We start from the raw sequence: 15,545 nt of genomic DNA, 5'->3' as shown, positions 1-15,545 counted from the left end.
AGGGCTTGTCTCTCCCAGGCTTTTTCATTTTGTAGAGACATCCGGATTTCAATTGAACACAATTGAATGGATCAAGATTTCGACTTTGCAATCGTGTTGAGGTCCGGCACAGGCAATCTGGCCAGCGCAGCTGCTTCATCGGCAGAAATTCCGTACATTCTCAAAAGTAATTCCGACGTTTCGCGAGCCGCCTCCTTGCTTGCGCGTCCTTCGAGGATTTCTCGCGTCACACCAACCATCGAGCTAAGAGTGATACTAACTGCACTCTCAAGACAGCTTTCGCAATTAAAACGGTTGGCTTGTATCCCAAGCAGGATATCGCTTCTTGCGCGCTCTCTGAAGGTTTCTTCATTTTGACGAAGGCTGAACTCGGCATGAATGACGAACCACCCCCAAACTGGATCTGCCAATGCGCGTTCGATGTATGTCCGCTGGATAAAGGCAATTGCGCATGCCGGGTCCTGGACAACTTCCCCTATCAAATCGAAGGCCTTGCCTAGCTCCTCAGCCCGGCGGGCGAACACCGCTTTGGCGAGTTCCTCCTTGGTTCTGAAATGGTTGTAAAAGGTGCCGGCGGCAAGCTCCGCCTCCTAAAGAAGCGGATCGTCGAGATTTCGCTTTCCGAAATGGCCTGGTTCCGCCGCCTCCGCCTTTTCCAATCCTTCGCAGCGGTCTTATTGACCTGGGCCCGCAAGCTCATCCTGTATCCGGTCAGCTCGGGCCGCAGGGGAATGTCGAGGTTAATGGGGAGCGAGGACGCTGCGACGATATTCTAGGTGTCGGTTGGCAGTTGATCAGCGATTTTGATGTGCTTCTATCGCAGGAGTCTTTGGCCCTGCTTGCACACTTGTCAGTCAAGAAAGTCCAAGCGATACCAATCGCTTTAGGGGGCAAATGTTGGAGCCGGTAAGGTTGTTGACCTTGACGGAACCTATCGTGATTACTTCGAGAATAATGGCGTACGCGCCGTGCTGGTTCGTCCTGACTTCTATGTATACGGTGGAGCAAATGGACCGGAGGATCTAGATGCGATGATTGCTCGGTTGGGTGTCGCGCTCCATAAATATCAAGACTGATACCACCCGTTGTCTAACATCCGGTACTGGTCTCTGGCTGGTACCGGCACTCTCCAATCCAACAATCTGGTCTCTAGCGGAAGATGCCGCTGGCGGCGCTAGATACCCGAAGAAACAGAGGTTTGTGCAGACTCCCTTAAAGCGCGCTCATCGAACGCTACTCGCGCCGCCTGGATCTCATCGAGATGGGCAAAGGCCCAGCGCCCTAGCGCTTCTACCGGTTTGCTGAGCGAATGCCCTAAAGGGGTCAGTTCGTACTCAACGCGAGGTGGCGTCGTTGGGTACACGGTTCGCTTGACCAGGCCGTCTCGCTCCAATCCTCGCAGCGTCATTGTCAGCATGCGCTGGGAAACCCCATTGATCATGCGCTTGAGTTCGTTGAACCGGCGCGGGCCATCCTGTAACAGGATCACCACCAGCACGCTCCACTTGTCACCGACACGCGACAGCACCTCGCTCACCCGCTGGCAGCTGTCAGAGAGCAGAGCCACTTCACCACCAATGGTTTCCAAAATGTGCCCAGGTATCATTCATGTGCCTTCTTGCGTGGGGTAATTTAGTTTCTTAGTATCAAATCTATACCACAGGAGGTCCCATGTCCAAAAACCTGCTCCATCTCGATTCCAGCATTCTTGGCTCCCACTCTGTAAGCCGCTCCCTGTCTGCAAAAGTTGCGGACCGCTTGGTGCAGGCCGACCCGCAGCTACGGGTAACGTATCGGGACTTGGCTGCGAATCCCATACCCCACCTCACGGGCGCTTACGTTGCGGTCTCACGCAATCTACTGGAGGCACCACAAAATCCGGAGCTGCTTGAGGACTTGGCGCTGGGAGAGCAACTCATGCAGGAGTTCCTTGCAGCTGACATCGTGGTCATTGGCGTCGGTTTCTACAACTTCACCATCCCCAGCCAGCTCAAAACGTGGATTGACCGCATTGCCATTGCCGGCAAGACATTCCAATACATCGAAGGTAGGCCAGTAGGCTTGGCGGGTAACAAGCGGGTTTACTTGACCATCTCGCGAGGCGGTTTCTACGGCGCAGGTTCGCCCGCGCAGGTGATGGAGCATGCTGAAACCTACCTGCGGGGCGCCTTTGCCTTCTTGGGCATCAAAGAGCTCGAAGTAGTAGTCGCAGAGGGTGTCAACGCTGGGCCGGAGCAACGCCAGGTAGCAATCGCCCAGGCAGAGCAGCACATCGCCGCGATCATCGAAGCGTAAGTTAGTCATTGGAGAATGATGCAGTGACCCTCTCAATCCAAAAGGTACAGCGCGCGGGTGGGCCTCAGGTTCGAGCCACTAACCACCGGGCCCGCCTGGTGATCTCGCCCGACGACGCGGTCGAAAACAGCCCATTCCTTTTGCTGGTCGAGGACTGGTTCGCACCGCCCGCCGGGTTTCCCACCCACCCGCACCGCGGCATGGAGACGGTAACTTTCGTGATTGATGGGCAGTTGCTGCATGAGGACCATACCGGCACCAGCGGAATGCTCGGTCCCGGTGCCGCGCAGTTTATGACTGCTGGCGGTGGAGTAATGCATAGCGAGATGCCTGGACCGCAGGGAGTGCACCTTTTTCAATTGTGGCTGAACCTCCCTGCACGGCTCAAATCAACAACTGCTCGCTATACCGACCTCCAGATGAAAGACGTACATGTTCATCGCGAGCCAGGTGTTGAGGCGCGTATCTACGCAGGCCAGTTGGGTCAGGTCTGTGTGCCGCACGGATCGACCTGGCCGCTTACATTGATAGAGTTGAAACTGGATACAGGAACGAGCTTCGAGCTCCCAATTCCTGCGGGACAGCGTGCATTTACATATCTGCTGGGTGGCGATGCCTTGCTTGGCATCGGCGATCGATCCGTGACAGCGGGTGACTTAGCCTGGCCGGAGATTGCGCCAGCGGATCAAACGTCCACACTGAAAATAACCTCGCTGACCTCTTTGCGGTTACTCGTCTACGCCAGTCCCATTTTCGATGAGCCAATCGCGGTGGGCGGGCCGTTTGTGATGAACACCGAGGAGGAAATCGCCCAGGCATTCATGGATTTACAAACCGGTAAATTCATTCCGACTTGAGTTCCGATTCAGAAGTGCTCACCTACCAAGCCCTCTTAGAAACGCTCTAGGGGGCCCAAGCCAAAATACCTGGGGTCACAACCTCCAAAGGATCATTGCCATGACTCAATACACCGCCTTCAGCGTTGAGCTGGCCAACAACATCGCCCATGTGCAAATCAACCGCCCGGAAAAGATCAATTCGATGAACGCCGCGTTCTGGAACGAGATCATCGAGATCTTCCAGTGGGTCGAGGACACCGACGAAGTCCGGGTGGTGGTGCTCAGTGGTGCCGGCAAGCATTTCTCGTCCGGCATCGACCTGATGATGCTGGCCGGGGTGGCCAATGAACTGGGCAAGGATGTCGGCCGTAATGCGCGTCTGCTGCGACGCAAGATCCTCGCCCTGCAAGCGTCCTCAATGCCGTCGACCACTGCCGCAAGCCGGTGCTGGCGGCAATCCAGGGCTATTGCCTGGGGGGCGCCATCGACCTGATTGCCGCCTGCGACATGCGTTACGCCGCCGCCGATGCGCAATTCTCGATCAAGGAAATCGACATCGGCATGGCTGCCGACGTTGGCACCTTGCAACGCTTGCCGCGGATCATCGGTGACGGCATGCTGCGTGAACTGGCTTACACTGGTCGCGGCTTTGGCGCCGAAGAAGCGCGTGGCATGGGCCTGGTCAATCGCGTCTACAGCGACGCTGCCAGCCTGCTCGATGGAGTAATGGGCATTGCCCGCGAGATCGCCGGCAAGTCGCCGATCGCCATCACCGGCACCAAGGAGATGATCAGCTACATGCGCGACCATCGCATTGACGACGGCCTCGAATACGTCGCCACCTGGAACGCCGCCATGTTGCAATCCACTGATCTGCGCGTGGCCATGGCCGCCCATATGAGCAAACAGAAACCCGAATTTCTGGATTGATTGACCAGGTGCTTAAAATCGAGGCGCGCGCGTAGAGCCGGCTCCTCGAGGCTCTGAGTCAAGCAGCATTGACCGCGCCGGATCGGGTGCATTTGAGGTATTGCTCGAATGGATGGACTTTGCCTCCAGTCTGGAAGCCATTTTTCTAACCTCGTTGATATCGACAGGACTCAACGTGGTATAGGCGCTGGTGACACGGAAGGTTGCAGGTACGCCCGTCTTATAAAACTCGAGGCGTTTTTCGCTGCCTACTGCGAACCATCCGTCAGCGCGCAATGCTTTTTCCAGAGCCTCGCGCTCTTGCGGCTGAAATTCCAGGCGAATGGAGCGGTAGGTCAGTTTCTCCAGTGCCACTCCCATGATCTTGCTGCCTCCCATGGGATCTGTCTCACTGGAAAAGTTGTCTGTGACATCAAGCGTTATTTCAGCGCTGCTGGCCGTTGCGCCAAAAATGGCCATTGGCTGGCTACGCGTACACGACAGGTAGTTAGAGTAATCAACGCACTCCGTGAATCCTTGCGCTTTCCCCAGCGCTTGGGTGCCGGGGACAGAGAGCCCCGAAACCTGGACGGTTGACAGGCGTTCAGCAGACTGGGCCGTACCTGCAACCAGCAGAAGAACGATCGCTCCCAGCTTGTTCATATCACGGCTCCTACAAATCGATTGAGTTTGAAATGAATCATGGCTCGCCTGCCGATCTCTACCGCTATACCGGAACCGTGCTGGCAACTCCTCACGAGGGGATGGTAGCCGTTTTATGGGCTTGCGATGGTTGCGTGAACATTAGTTCAGAATTTGCGCGGTCCTGCCATGCTAGTGAAGCTGCCCGTGGGTCGAAGGGCTCCTTCGGGCCACCTGCACCGGCGCCGGTGGCGAACGGCCCACTCCTTCGATTCGACTCGGTCTAAGAGACGATCCTTGAGCCGGCAAGATGGAACTGAACGGTCATCATATCGACATCTTCGTCGCGCACTCTGGTCGCAGAGTTACTGATGGTGCTTGACCTACCTATTCAATAATAAAACGGAAGGTTTCACTCATGGGTGCAACGGTAGCCGTGACCGAGCAGCACAAGGATCTGAAAAGACGTGCGACAGTAATTTATCGCCGGGATAAAGAGATTCTTTTTGTGCGAAAACGCAACGCGAAGTGGAACCTGCCCGGCGGTCGCGTCGAGCGAGGCGAGACGCCCCTGCAAGCTGCCGTGCGTGAAATGGCGGAAGAGACCGGCTTAATCTTTGACCAGCTCTCTTACGTCTCCGAGTACGAGCAGGACAGAGTTATCCATTTTCTCTTCGAAGCGCAGAGGGCAGGGCAGCGCAAACCCCGCCCTTGTAACGAGATCGATGACTGCCGCTGGTTTTCAGCGAACGACTTGGACAAGCGTAACGTTCGAGGTTCGATCAGGACATTGCTCAAGCGCTGCTCATCCGACTCGGCGACCAGATCAGCGGTAAACATCGCAGTTTAGGCACGCGGTGATGGCCATGCCTATGCTGATGATGCGGCGCAGGGTATAGCATTTTCCGATGCGTCAAATGTATTGGACGCTTTACGACAAGGCTTTCAATGGGTCTTCAATCGTTAATCCTTTGACTTTTCCAGGTCTTTCTCAAGGTGATCAAGCAGCGAGGCCAATTTCAGCTCAGCATCAGCCAACGCTTTTTCTGACGCGATTTCCCATAGCGGCGCGACGTTGAGCAGGTCAGCTTCTGTCTCGGCCCGCAGACACCACTGATGATGATCGTGCCATGACCCGAGTGACGACTGCACTGACTTCAGTTGAGCTTTGGATTTTGCCCTGAGAGGCGACAGTGTTGGAAAGGCATCGGTGAGATATCTAGCATTTTTCACGATGATCCTCAGCTCGTGCCGGTCAAAATCTTTGTTCCGCAGCCCAGCGACCAACTGATTGATTCTTTTCTTCAGGGCCTTCTGTATCTGTCTTTTGATATCGGCAAGATCGCCGGCTCTCTCGGCAGCTCTAAACGAATCAGTCCATCGATCCAGTTCCTCAAACAGCTTGTCGAGTGCCGAGCTGTTGGCGATCTTGCGATGATTCTTTTTCAGAGTGCCGATTCGGCTTGCTGCCTGGCGCGCATACCCCATCGTCTGCAGTTCATGAATGATGACCTCCAGATCCCTAGTTGGGGTCGTCGTTCTACCGACTTCAGTTGCAGCCTGGTTCAACGCCACAATTTCAGGCAGGTTGCGCAGCGGACGCAAAAGGCTGCGTATTTTCCGAACCGCGATCCGCAGGTCATGGAGGGCCTCGCTGTCACTGCTGGCAGCCAGGCGAGCGCGCGAGTGATAGAGGGACACTTCCAGAGAAATGATCTGGGCCACATAATCATCAATAAAAGACATCGTCGTCCTCGCGTGGGGTGCATGTGACGTCAGCGTAGCAGACCTGTTGATCGTTACATCCATGGCACGGGCTTTCGTCCGACGCCTGCCGGTGGCGTTCCGTGCGCTGTATTCCATCGACTTGACAGGAGGCCGCTCACAAACGCTGCTTTAATGACCTGTGTCGTATTTTAAAACACTATCCCGGAAGGCTGAGAATTGAGGGAAAGGTATGGCTGACAAACTCCGCGTGCTGTTCGTCTGCGCCAAAAATGACGTTCGCTCAGTGATGGCAGAAGCTCTTCTTCGCCACACGGATTCCTCACACTTCGAAGCCTACAGTGCTGGTATTGAGGCCGGTGAGATCGACTCACGCACACTGGAATCTCTTGATCATATAGGTGTCGATACCACCGGCTTGCATAGCAAGACCTTTGATGAGTTTGATGGACAGCCGTTCCACTATGTCATCACCCTCTGTGACAAGTCCTCCGAAGAAGCTGCATGGATGCCTTCCTCCGGCGAGATAATGGTGTGGAGCTTTGAAGATCCTGTATCCAGTGAGAGGCATGAGCCATTTCGTCATACTCTCCAGGAGATTCATGACCGTATTAAAATGTTCGTCACTGTAAAAACCAGGTAGTGAATATCATAAGCCTTAGGATTTATACAGCCAGCGTTAACGATTTCGGCCGATTGTTTCTGGCCGTTTTCTGCCAGTTTCGAAGGGCCTCAAACGACCGATTCTGTTGAAAAAATCGGCCGTGTTTTCTAAAGCAGAAAAGTACGCGTCGGAGATTGAAATCCTGAATGTCCGCAGAGCCTTTCAGGCTGGGATTTCACGTAGAGGCGTGCTGAAGAGGCGCTTTCACCTATCCAATCCCACCGCATTCTCAAAAACCGACTTTTTCAACAGAATCGACCCATTGCAGTCATTGAGCCTGTGGCCACTGATCATGAATTTCACAGCCGAAAGCGGTTCGTCCGCTCTTGGCCAACAGCCCCCGATAACGGCCGTTTTAGCTCTGCCGACTGTGTCTCTGGCAACGTAGGATTGCCCCACGTCCGGCAACCCTGCACACAGAGCAAGCTGCCAACAGCGACATGCCTCAACCCCGCAAAACCCTCAAAGCAACCGTTCAATGGCAGAATCTACTGAACTTGATTGTTTTGGAGACCACCATGCTTGGAGCATTTGAACGAAGGCTCGACCCCTTTCCTCCTGACGAGGTACCACCGCCACCCGAGGGCCTGGCTCGGTTCCTGTGGGCGTGCACACGGGGCGCCCGCGGCTATATTCTTGCGTTTGCGCTGCTGAGTGCCGCTGTGTCGATATACGAAGCCTGGCTGTTTGCTTTCCTCGGTCAGGTCGTGGATCTACTCTCGATCTGGCAGGCAGGCGGGGATGCGGCTGCGCAGGAAAGTCGCGTGTTGTGGGGCATGGGCATAGTCATGGCGTCCAGTGTCGCACTGGTGGCGTTGCGCACCATGGTGCAGCACCAGATTTTGGCGATCAACCTGCCGTTGCGGCTGCGTTGGGACTTCCACCGTTTGATGCTACGGCAAAGCCTTTCGTTCTTTTCCGATGAGTTTTCCGGCCGGGTCACCACCAAGGTGATGCAGACTGCGCTGGCCGTGCGCGACGTGCTGTTCACCCTTATTGAGATCGCACCCGGAATCGGGGTGTATTTCATCGCGATCATTGCGCTGGCCGGCGGCTTCGCACTGAAACTGATGCTGCCTTTCATTGCCTGGATCCTGTTGTTCGGGCTAGCCATGCGCTACTTCGTACCCCGCTTGGGGAAAGTGGGGCAGGAACAGGCGCATGCGCGCTCCTCGATGACCGGACGTATCTCGGACGCCTATACCAACATCACGACAGTGAAGCTGTTCTCCCATTCCAATCGTGAAGCGCACTTCGCGCGTGCGGCCATGGAGGATTTCAAGCAGACCGGCTTTCGCCAGATGCGCCTCGTCAGCCAGTTCGAGATCGTCAACCAGGCATTGGTGGTGGCCTTGATCATGGCAGCCGGTGGTTATGCCCTGTGGCTATGGCACCAAGGTGAGGTCGGCGCAGGTGCCGTGGCGGCAATCACCGCCATGGCGTTGCGTATCAATGGCATGTCGCACTGGATCATGTGGCAAATGACCTCGCTGTTCGAGAGCATCGGCACCGTGCAGGATGGCATGGCAACACTGACCCGCGGCCCCAAGGTGCAGGATGCGCCGGACGCGGGTGTGCTGGTGACCTCCGGCGGGGCGGTAACCTTCGACAATGTCAGCTTCAACTACAACGGCGAACGCCAGGTGCTCGATGGCCTGAGCCTGGACATTCGCCCGGGCGAAAAAATCGGTCTGGTTGGCCGCTCTGGCGCCGGCAAATCCACGCTGATCAACCTGCTGCTGCGCTTTTACGACGTCGACAGCGGGGAGATTCGCATTGACGGGCAAAACATCGCGCACGTCACGCAAGACAGCTTGCGCAGCGCCATCGGCATGGTCACCCAGGATACTTCCCTGTTGCACCGATCCATTCGCGACAATATCGCCTACGGCCGCCCCGATGCGAGCGACGCGCAAATCCGCAGTGCGGCGGCCAATGCTCAGGCCGATGAGTTCATCAGCCAACTGAGTGACCGACAAGGCCACAGCGGCTACGACACCTTGGTAGGCGAGCGCGGCATCAAGCTTTCGGGCGGCCAGCGCCAGCGCGTCGCGATTGCCCGAGTGATGCTCAAGAACGCCCCGATCCTGCTGCTTGACGAGGCTACCAGCGCGCTGGATTCGGAAGTCGAAGTGGCCATTCAGGAAAGCCTCGATGAAATGATGCAGGGCAAGACCGTGATCGCTATCGCCCATCGGTTGTCCACGATTGCGGCAATGGATCGACTTATTGTCATGGATGACGGACGCATCATCGAACAGGGCACCCACAGCGAATTGCTCGCAAAGAACGGCATCTATGCGCGGCTGTGGCACCACCAGAGTGGCGGGTTTCTGGGTGAGGATCGGGGGGTGGCCGAGGTTATGGATCAGGTATGAGCGTGAACGGCTCTGGGGGCTGCGGGCGGCTGCTTTGGGTCGGATAGCGACGGTCTGGCGTAGACCGTCGCAGTGGATGGTCAGACTTCTGTCTGCTCTGCCATTTCCAGGGCATCATCGACCTCGATGCCCAAGTACCTGACGGTGCTTTCGGCAGCCTGACCAGTCAATTAAAAGACCCGGATTCGTTTGCCTCGCAGCTGAAGAAAATCCTTGCTGCTCGGCGTTCCTACGATATTGCGGCCAGTCGCCAGATTCTGATTCCGGACGTCGAGCATCCGGGGCTGCTGATCATGGTCCACGAGTTGCCAGCCGGCAAAGGCACACAAATCACCGCGTTGAACTTCGGCTCGACACCGATCACCGAAACCCTGCACCTGCCAAATATTGCACCAGGGCCGGTGGTCGACATCATTAATGAGGGGGTCGAAGGCGATCTCACGCCTGAGGGTGAGTTCACCATCACGCTGGATACCTATGAAGGATTGGCACTGCGTGTGGTCAGTAGCTCGCCGATGATCTAGGCACTGCGCCGGAGAGTTTGACGGCCCTGTCAGGCTCTCTTCGCGGACTGTTTTACGGTTGCGACAGGTTTAGGCGTACGCATCAGCAGCGGGCCAAATGTCGCGAGCAAGCCGAGCATGATCAACGGGAAAAACATCAGCGTACTCAATCCGAAATTGCTGACGATCACGGTGATGACGGCAGGGCCCACGAGCATCCCGGAAAACCCGATGCAGTTAACGATGCCGATGTTACGACCTGCATGTTTAGGGTCTCTGCGCCCTGCGGCGGAGATCATCAGGGGAGCGATACACGACAGCCCGAGGCCAAACAGCGCGAAGCCGATAATGCCGGTTACCGCAGTGCCGCCGACGATGGTGATGATCATGCCAAGGACACACACCGTTCCGCATCCGAACACCACTTGCGAATTACCAAACGCCGCAGCCAGCCGGTCACCGAATAGACGTCCGACGAAGGCCGCGCCAACGAAGATGGAAACCGCCATGCCGGCCGTCGAGGTCGTCGTCGAGAACTCGCGACGAATATATTCCTGGCCCCAGTCTGCAATCGCATTTTCCCCCATCATGCTGCCCAGCAGCAGGACGCCGAGTGCGATCATGACCAGCAGCGTTTTTGCCGATGGACCCTTGCCCACTTCATCATGCGACTGGGCGCCTGTTTGCCAATCGCTGGATGACGGCTCGGGAACATCATGTTTGCCCAGCAGCCATCGGCTGAAAAAACAACCCACGATAAACAGCGCCCCGCCAAGCACGGTGTAGGGCACTTGCACGCTGTCGGTGTAGAAGCCGCTCAGCCAACTGCACACCATCCCCAACAGAAAGCCGCCCAATGAATAAAACGCGTGAAAGCCAGACATGATCGAGCGCTGGTAGAAGCGTTCGACTTGCACTCCATGCGCATTCAAAGCGGTGTCCAGCGCGCCTCGCAGTAACCCGAGCACGACGCCGAAGCACAAGGCGAACCAGAAACCGCTGACGAAACCCAGCGGGATAATGGAAAGGGGATACGCGAGTGCGCACATCGTGATAACCGGCTTCGCACCAAAAGTGTCGAGCAAGCGACCCACCCATAGCGCACCTGTTGCGGAACCCACGCCGACCCCGAGTGCGATCAAACCGAAGTTCGCATCTCCCAGTTCGCCGGTAAAACCCAGTTGCGCTCTGAAGACGCTCACACCCGTCGACCAGATGTACATCATGGCGCCGATCATCATGAAACCCAGGAAAGTCGCGATACGCGCCTTGCGAATGCGGGAGGGGATCTGTGTTCGTTGAAGATTGTTCATCACGGTGCATCGTCCCTTTTGTTGTTTTTGGGTGTTCATGCAATTGGAAGGCGAAATCATTTGAGTTATACGTATAACTTAATAAAAGTAACATTGGTAGCAGACTGGCTGTCAACTTATTTCAGGTTCATGGCCTTTAAAGGAGGTCATTTATTCAATTCTTTGCGCGGTGCAGCCATCCTGATTTGCGAAGACTCATTGGCCTAACGAATTATTTTAGGTTATACGTATAACTTTCGTGGCCCAAACACAGAGGTTTCCGTGTCGTCTCAAGTATTGGTACTGCCGTGCGCCACACCTGATATGGCGGCCTACAGGCTGACGTTTCTGATGTCAGGACTGTGCATGGGCGCCTGGGCACCGCTGGTTCCTTATGCGCGTAGTCGAGCAGGGGTTGACGACGGTGCGTTAGGCATTCTTTTGCTCTGTCTTGGCTTGGGCTCACTGGTGATGATGCCGCTCGCAGGCGTACTGAATGCCAGGAAAGGTTGCCGCTTTACCATGCACATCGGTATCGCACTGGTATTGCTGACATTACCGCTGCTAGCGACGACGCATTCGTTCGCAGGCTTGATGCTGGCCCTGACGGTATTCGGTGCCGGCTGCGGATCAGTCGACGTGACGATGAATGTGCAAGGGGTGATGGTAGAACGCGCCACCGGCCGATCACTCATGTCCGGCTTTCATGGACTGTTCAGCCTGGGAACAATTGTCAGTGCTGCGGGTATGACCGGATTACTATGGCTCGGCACTACACCCCTTTTGGCAAGCAGTGCCGTGATGGCGGCACTGGTCGCCTTTGTCCTGACCTACGGGCGTCAGATGCTGGGGCGAAGCGGCGATGAAGGGAGCCCGATATTTGTCAGGCCTACTCGAAAAGTCTTGCTGCTGGGCTTGCTCTGCCTGTTCGCCTTTCTTGCTGAAGGCGCCATTCTCGACTGGAGTGCAGTGTTTCTTGCTGAGGTACGCGGTGTTCAACACTCGATTGCGGGCCTTGGCTACGCGGCGTTCGCCGTAATGATGGCCTTGGGACGATTGAGTGGCGACCGGATTCTGCTGAAGCTCGGTTCGCGCGCGGTGCTCATCGGTGGCGGCCTTATTGTCATACTGGGATTCATCATGGTCGTGCTGGCGACGAACTGGCTGCTGAACCTGGTGGGGTTCGCTGTCATCGGCATTGGTTTGGCGAACATTGCGCCGGTGTACTTATCGCTGGCAGGTGCTCAAAAGACGATGCCAGGTGAGTTGGCCATTGCCGCTGCAACCAGTCTCGGTTACCTCGGCATTTTGATGGGGCCGGCAGTCATTGGACTCTTCGCCCACGCCACCAGTCTGTCTGCGGCACTGCTCGCGGTCGCCTCATTAATGATTGCGATCATGGTCAGCGCAACTCGACTGGTTCCGAAGGTTTGCCGTCAACAGTTACACTGAGTGCATGTTTTTTCACGGACCTCGTATGAGGTTTTCAAAAGATTGGGAAGCAAGCGATGGCATCCGTTTCAATGAAAGATGTAGCTCTGGCGGCGGGAGTGTCTCAGCCTGCGGTGTCTTACGCTTACAATCGCCCCTCTAAACTGTCGCAAGCCCAGCGTGAGCATATCCTTGAGGTAGCCGCCTCGCTGGGCTATCCAGGCCCCAACGTTTTGGGGCGAAGCCTTCGCTCGGGCAAGATCGGGGCGATAGGGTTGATGATGATGGACAAATTGTCCCTGGCGTTCGCCGATCCCTGCACCATCGCCCTGTTACGCGGGATCAGTGAAGTGGGCGAGCTGGAGAACGTCGCTCTGACGTTGTTCCCGCTCAATAACAACCGGCTTGTCGGCCGCGGCCAAGCAGTCAATCACGGCAGCCTAGCACTGCGGGGGCTGGTGGATGGCTTGATCATCTCGACCCTGCCCGATGATCACCCGGCCGTATTGGCCGTGGTGAAACAGAACATTCCGTTTGTGGTGATCGATTCGCCTCTGGTGGAAGGCTCTTTCTTTGTCGGGATCGATGATCGAGGCGCCGCCCGCACCCAGATGCAACATATGCTGGATCTGGGGCACCGCAAGATAGGCGTCATCATTGACCGGCTCAATCCCGACGGTTATCGCGGTCCGATTGATCAGTCGCGTTTCAAAAGTGCCAGTGAGCGCATTGTCAGGGAGCGGCTGAGCGGATACTTAGAAGCGGCGTGCGCGGCCGGCCTGGCATTCGAGGACCTGAGTATTATCGAAGCCGGCGGGCTGGATTCGACGTCGGGGCAAGCAGCGGCATTCACGCTGTTGACGTCCAACGACGTCACAGCGGTGGTTGCCTGTTCGGACGTCATGGCGATCGCTTGCATGAAAACCGCTCACGCGCTCAATCGCAACGTTCCGCAAGCCCTTTCGGTGATTGGCTTTGACGATATTCCCGAGGCTGTCCAGCTCGGCTTGACCACCATAGGCCAGCCGATGGTGGAGAAGGGTGTATACGCCGCACGGCTTCTGACAGAGCAACTGAATGCACCGTCCGGCACCCGACTCGAACCCCAGCAGAAGATTTTCGCCACGAAACTGATTGTGCGGACGTCGACACTCAACGTGCAGCCAACCGGCGCCTGAGAAATTGTCACAAGGCTGCGGTGTAACACTACACCGCGGCCTTTTTCAGGTTGGTTTTTCGCCGCTCAACTCGCTAAGTGCTTGAAATTCTCCGCAACCCGCAGGGCATTGGCAGCGATGGTGAGCGCCGGATTGACTGCAGCCGATGACGGAAAGAAAGAGCTGTCTACCACCCAGACGTTATCCAGGTCATGCAGCTTGCAATTTACATCCAGTACGCTGGAAGTGGGGTCTTTGCCCATGACGGCGGTGCCACACTGATGCGAGTTGGTGGCGATTCCCATGCGCGCTTTCAGGATCACTGGATAGCCAGCCTCACGCATGACTTTGCTGGTCTTGCTCACCAAGCCTTCATGAGCCTTGAGATTGTTTGGCGTCCAGTGGACTTTGATCGCGCCACGCGACTTGTCGTACGTGACCCGGTTTTCCTGCGTCGGTAGATCCTCCGAAGTCAGATACAAGTCGATGCTGTGGTCGGTGATGTATCGCGACGCAAACTTTGGCAGCCATGGGCGCATCGAGGTGATCATGGGCTCGCGGATTTTTCCAAGCATCTGCACGTTGCCCAGAGGAAACGAATTGTGCGGGCTGGCGCTGTACCAATCATTGATTGCGAGGGTTTTCTGGAAGATCACTTTGTTCTTGCGCCGTGGGTCCACCGCCAGCATGAACGTACTGTTGTGCACCATGTAGTTGCGACCCAATTGCCCTGAACTGTTGCCAAGGCCTTCAGGGTGCTGACTGTTCGCTGACTTGAACAACAGTGCTGCGCTGTTCACCGCGCCGCATGCCAGGACAAATCGTTTGGCTCGAAGCGTCACGTTCCGGCCATTGATGAGACCGTGAGCTTCGGTCACTGTTCGGCCGTCAGCGCTGGTGATCAATTGTATGATCGTGGTGCGGGTCATCAGCCTGATCATTGCGCTACGCAGCGCCGGTCTCAAAGCCGACACTTCAGCGTCAGCCTTGGCATCAACCAGACAAGGATAGCCATCGCAGGTTGAACACAACACACAGTCACCGCCGTCGCCATAATCCACCGCAGCAGGCATTACGAAGGGTTTGAGCCCGGATCGGCGCATACTTTGTTCAAGAGGAATCAGTGCTGGGTCATGTTTCAGCGCAGGTTGCGGAAAAGGGCTAGAGCGCCACGGCTCGCTGGGATCGGAACCCGCCAGGCCATGAACCCGGTAGAGCTTTTCCGCTTCGGCGTACCAGGGTTCCAGTTCCGCATAGCTGATTGGCCAGGCGGGAGATACGCCTTCGGCGTGCTGAATTTCACTAAAGTCCTCTTCGCGAAACCGCGGGAGCATAGCGCCGTAGAATTTGGTGTTGCCTCCGACATAATAAAACACGCCCGGGGAAAACGGTTGATTACCTTCATCCAGCCACTGCTCGGCATTTCGATAGCGGCCTTCGGCGAACACCGATTCGGCGCTCCAGTTCTGTATTTCACGGGGCAGAAAATCCCCCCGTTCGACGATAACGATGTCCAGCCCGCTATCGCGCAGCGCATGGGCAAAAGTCGAACCACCCATGCCCGAGCCGATAATCACTACATCACAGTTGATATTGCCATCTGCATCAGGTGTCACCACGTCGAGGGCGCGCTGCTCGCGCGGCGCCCCCGGTTGTGGATTCAGCTCTGCATGATGCGAAATCAATGCATCACTCATTTGAGCCGCTCCA

The 15,545-nt window shown here is 56.3% G+C and carries 13 protein-coding genes and 3 pseudogenes; 10 read left to right on the top strand and 6 right to left on the bottom strand.

Going from position 1 to position 15,545, the window contains the following annotated elements; genetic code table 11:
- Window positions 1-71: 71 nt before the first annotated feature.
- Window positions 72-524, bottom strand: coding sequence for a hypothetical protein (locus ACA041_RS20065; protein WP_497436402.1), 453 nt, complete (start codon window positions 522-524; stop codon window positions 72-74).
- A 393-nt stretch (window positions 525-917) separates the two neighbouring features.
- On the opposite strand from ACA041_RS20065, the pseudogene ACA041_RS20060 reads away from it, so the two are divergent.
- Window positions 918-1,076: pseudogene (locus tag ACA041_RS20060) on the top strand (hypothetical protein); the annotation flags it as partial.
- Window positions 1,077-1,174: 98 nt separating this feature from the next.
- Here the strand turns inward: ACA041_RS20060 and ACA041_RS20055 are convergent.
- Window positions 1,175-1,567: a winged helix-turn-helix transcriptional regulator gene (locus tag ACA041_RS20055; RefSeq protein ID WP_497436396.1), complete on the bottom strand. Its 393-nt coding sequence runs from the start codon at window positions 1,565-1,567 to the stop codon at window positions 1,175-1,177.
- A 104-nt stretch (window positions 1,568-1,671) separates the two neighbouring features.
- On the opposite strand from ACA041_RS20055, the gene ACA041_RS20050 reads away from it, so the two are divergent.
- From ACA041_RS20050 to ACA041_RS20040, 3 genes and pseudogenes are all read left to right on the top strand, one after another.
- The gene (locus ACA041_RS20050; protein ID WP_497436391.1) at window positions 1,672-2,295 is read left to right on the top strand and encodes an FMN-dependent NADH-azoreductase; all 624 of its coding nucleotides are present in this window, start codon (window positions 1,672-1,674) and stop codon (window positions 2,293-2,295) included.
- A gap of 23 nt (window positions 2,296-2,318) precedes the next feature.
- Window positions 2,319-3,152, top strand: a complete 834-nt coding sequence (locus tag ACA041_RS20045) for a pirin family protein (protein WP_497436386.1) — start codon at window positions 2,319-2,321, stop codon at window positions 3,150-3,152.
- Between the two features lie 100 nt (window positions 3,153-3,252).
- Window positions 3,253-4,064, top strand: a pseudogene (locus tag ACA041_RS20040) (crotonase/enoyl-CoA hydratase family protein).
- Window positions 4,065-4,076: 12 nt separating this feature from the next.
- On the opposite strand, the gene ACA041_RS20035 reads toward ACA041_RS20040, so the two are convergent.
- Window positions 4,077-4,706 carry a hypothetical protein gene (locus ACA041_RS20035; protein ID WP_497436382.1) on the bottom strand — a complete coding sequence of 210 codons (630 nt, stop codon included), beginning with the start codon at window positions 4,704-4,706 and terminating at the stop codon, window positions 4,077-4,079.
- A gap of 397 nt (window positions 4,707-5,103) precedes the next feature.
- On the opposite strand from ACA041_RS20035, the gene ACA041_RS20030 reads away from it, so the two are divergent.
- Window positions 5,104-5,535, top strand: a complete 432-nt coding sequence (locus ACA041_RS20030; RefSeq protein ID WP_497436376.1) for an NUDIX hydrolase — start codon at window positions 5,104-5,106, stop codon at window positions 5,533-5,535.
- Window positions 5,536-5,648: 113 nt separating this feature from the next.
- Here the strand turns inward: ACA041_RS20030 and ACA041_RS20025 are convergent, their stop codons facing one another.
- On the bottom strand, window positions 5,649-6,431 hold the full coding sequence (locus ACA041_RS20025; RefSeq protein ID WP_497436373.1) for a CHAD domain-containing protein: 783 nt from the start codon (window positions 6,429-6,431) through the stop codon (window positions 5,649-5,651).
- Window positions 6,432-6,642: 211 nt separating this feature from the next.
- Here ACA041_RS20025 and ACA041_RS20020 point away from each other — a divergent pair, with 211 nt between their 5' ends.
- From ACA041_RS20020 to ACA041_RS20010, 3 genes and pseudogenes are all read left to right on the top strand, one after another.
- Entirely contained in the window at window positions 6,643-7,053 is a 411-nt protein-coding gene (locus ACA041_RS20020; RefSeq protein ID WP_497436369.1) for an arsenate reductase ArsC, read from the top strand.
- A 539-nt stretch (window positions 7,054-7,592) separates the two neighbouring features.
- Window positions 7,593-9,452, top strand: a complete 1,860-nt coding sequence (locus tag ACA041_RS20015; RefSeq protein ID WP_497436367.1) for an ABC transporter ATP-binding protein — start codon at window positions 7,593-7,595, stop codon at window positions 9,450-9,452.
- 146 nt (window positions 9,453-9,598) lie between these two features.
- Window positions 9,599-9,976, top strand: a pseudogene (locus ACA041_RS20010) (maltose alpha-D-glucosyltransferase); the annotation flags it as partial.
- Between the two features lie 29 nt (window positions 9,977-10,005).
- On the opposite strand, the gene ACA041_RS20005 reads toward ACA041_RS20010, so the two are convergent.
- Window positions 10,006-11,268 carry an MFS transporter gene (locus tag ACA041_RS20005; protein WP_497436365.1) on the bottom strand — a complete coding sequence of 421 codons (1,263 nt, stop codon included), beginning with the start codon at window positions 11,266-11,268 and terminating at the stop codon, window positions 10,006-10,008.
- A 303-nt stretch (window positions 11,269-11,571) separates the two neighbouring features.
- Here ACA041_RS20005 and ACA041_RS20000 point away from each other — a divergent pair, with 303 nt between their 5' ends.
- On the top strand, window positions 11,572-12,699 hold the full coding sequence (locus ACA041_RS20000; RefSeq protein ID WP_497442127.1) for an MFS transporter: 1,128 nt from the start codon (window positions 11,572-11,574) through the stop codon (window positions 12,697-12,699).
- Window positions 12,700-12,755: 56 nt separating this feature from the next.
- Window positions 12,756-13,856, top strand: a complete 1,101-nt coding sequence (locus ACA041_RS19995; RefSeq protein ID WP_497436361.1) for a LacI family DNA-binding transcriptional regulator — start codon at window positions 12,756-12,758, stop codon at window positions 13,854-13,856.
- Window positions 13,857-13,921: 65 nt separating this feature from the next.
- Here ACA041_RS19995 and ACA041_RS19990 read toward each other — a convergent pair whose 3' ends face one another.
- A complete protein-coding gene (locus tag ACA041_RS19990; protein ID WP_497436357.1) occupies window positions 13,922-15,532 on the bottom strand; it encodes a GMC oxidoreductase in 1,611 nt (536 codons plus the stop codon).
- Window positions 15,533-15,545: the final 13 nt, after the last annotated feature.

The sequence above is a fragment of the Pseudomonas sp. LBUM1676 genome, assembly GCF_059695605.1.
The sequence above is the reverse complement of the archived record's forward strand: the minus strand, read 5'-3'. Positions and strand labels throughout refer to the sequence as shown.